Genomic DNA, 2,488 nt, shown 5'->3' on the forward strand with positions numbered 1-2,488 from the left:
GTGCGCCCATAATAGGGGCTTGATAATTATCACTTTGGCAAGTGATTAGGTTAGTATTCCAATTTATAAACCTATCCCATACCGACTTATCCGAATGGGAAACCAAACGGGGAGTGAAGCATGTCGGTAACGCGATAAGTCAGTTAATTGCTAAACTGCGACTGAATTGCTATGGGAAAAGACAGACACAAGGATGAAGCCTGATTGGTTGAACAATAGTCCTATGACTAATGTAGAGGTGGCAACGGAAAGCAGTTACATACGTTGCCTCGCAGTACCCACGCTTATTGAACGGAGTGATGGGCAAGGAATTTACTGCGACATATCCGTCAGAGAACGGAAAAGGATGTACGTTGCATCCGACAGTCTGTCAAGCCAAGTTATCAAGACCACTAAATGGGGATTGCCTACACGGAGATGCCGAAAGGCTATGAGCATAGGCTCTGAAAACTCCGCATGGCAACGGAGTTCCCGTAGTAGTCTGAGCGTGGGAAAGCCACGTACATGGCAAAGGGGAACAGCTCGGTAATTTTAATATTGTCAAACGATAACGTGTGAGACGTATGAGAAATCCAGAGACCATATTAAACAGTTTATCTGCACATAGCAAAGATGTGCATTACAAGTACGAAAGGTTGTACCGCATCCTATTCAATGAACAGATGTTTTATGTAGCCTACCAGCGCATTTATGCGAAACCGGGCAACATGACACCTGGTTCAGACGGCAAGACCATTGACGGAATGAGTGTTGATAGAATAGGACATCTGATAGCTGCGCTAAAGGATGAAAGTTACATGCCAACGCCTGCCCGAAGAGTCTATATACCTAAAAAGAATGGGAAGAAAAGACCATTGGGCATCCCATCAATTGAAGACAAGATGGTGCAAGAGGTCGTTAGACTTATTCTTGAAGCTGTCTATGAGGGGCATTTTGAGAACACCTCGCATGGATTCAGACCAAGAAGAAGCTGTCATACGGCTTTGCGTTCCATCCAAACTCTTTTCACTGGTGCGAATTGGTTCATCGAAGGTGACATCAAAGGATTCTTCGACAATATTGACCACCATATTCTGATTGAAACTCTTCGTGAGCGCATATCAGATGAAAGATTTCTTCGACTGATATGGAAATTCCTAAAGGCAGGCTATATCGAAGATTTTACATTTCACAAGACGTATTCGGGAACTCCTCAAGGAGGGATAATAAGTCCTATCTTGGCTAATATATACCTTGACAAGTTCGACAAATACATGCGTGAATATGCGGAATCTTTTGACAAGGGTAAGAAAAGGCGGGAAAACCCACTCCACGCAAGTTATAGTCGAAAGGCTGTAAGATTACGCAAGGCTATCCGAAACGCCACTAATGAAGACACGAAACGTAAATTGCTGACACAACTGAAAGAGATGGAAGCAAAGACACGGAGAGTGCCGGCATCTATGGCAATGGATAGTAACTACAAGAGACTTAAATATATCAGATATGCCGATGACTTTCTAATCGGTGTAATTGGTAGTAAAGCAGATTGCGCAAGAATGAAAGAGGACTTTACAAACTTCATGAGAGACAAGCTAAAACTTGAATTATCCGAAGAAAAGACCTTAATCACTAATGCACAGGATTCTGCAAAGTTTCTTGGGTATGAAATCTCTATCAGAAAATCCGAGGCCATGAAGCGAAATAAGCTGGGATGGTTGAAGAGACCGTTCAGCGGACGCATAATGCTGACTCTGCCTATTGCCACAGTCCAAAAGAAATTATTGGAACTGAAAGCAATGGAACTTAGGGTAATCAATGGAAAGGAAATTTGGTATGCCATGCCACGCAATTACCTGACCAAAGAAGACCCTGCTACAATCTGCGCACGCTATACAACTGAAATCAGAGGATTGTACCAATATTATAGGATTGCGGACAACATCTCTTATGCAGGAAGTAAATTCGGTTACATAATGCGATATAGTTTCTGCAAAACTTTGGCAAAGAAACTAAATTCATCAACTGCCAAGGTTATACGAAAGTACAGAAGAGACCATGACTTGGCGATACCCTACCAAGCAAAGAAAGGAGAAACCAAGTTCCGAATATTCTATAATGATGGCTTTGCGAGGCAAGAGCCGGACAAAGACGCAACCTGCGATAATCTACCTAACACATTTGTACTTCCTTTCCCTACTCTTGCGGAGAGACTTATGGAGCGCAAATGTGAATTGTGTGGAGCAACCAATGTCAAGACCATAATGTATCAAGTCCGTAAACTCAGAGGTATAAATACCGATACTGAATGGCACCGACTGATGATTAAGAAATGGCGTAAGACATTGGCTGTATGCAAACATTGTAATGCAAAAATTCATGCCCATGACAAATAAACTGATATTACCAGTGGAGAGCCGTATGCAGGGAGACTTGCACGTACGGTTCGGGGGCAGGCCATGGGAAACCTACCACCGAAAGGTGGCAAGGCACCCATTGCCGAGCCTAC

Annotated in this window: 2 protein-coding genes; both read left to right on the forward strand. The window is 43.2% G+C overall.

The genetic code is table 11. The annotated features are described in order from the left end of the window. The first annotated feature begins 193 nt into the window (after positions 1-193). A complete protein-coding gene (locus BN35_RS13395) occupies positions 194-529 on the forward strand; it encodes a hypothetical protein (protein WP_234396824.1) in 336 nt (111 codons plus the stop codon). A gap of 34 nt (positions 530-563) precedes the next feature. Then, a complete protein-coding gene (locus BN35_RS12555; RefSeq protein WP_025073257.1) occupies positions 564-2,375 on the forward strand; it encodes a reverse transcriptase/maturase family protein in 1,812 nt (603 codons plus the stop codon). The last annotated feature ends 113 nt before the right edge of the window (positions 2,376-2,488 follow it).

It is taken from the genome of Hoylesella timonensis 4401737 = DSM 22865 = JCM 15640 (assembly GCF_000455445.1).
In the GTDB taxonomy this organism is placed as follows: domain Bacteria; phylum Bacteroidota; class Bacteroidia; order Bacteroidales; family Bacteroidaceae; genus Prevotella; species Prevotella timonensis.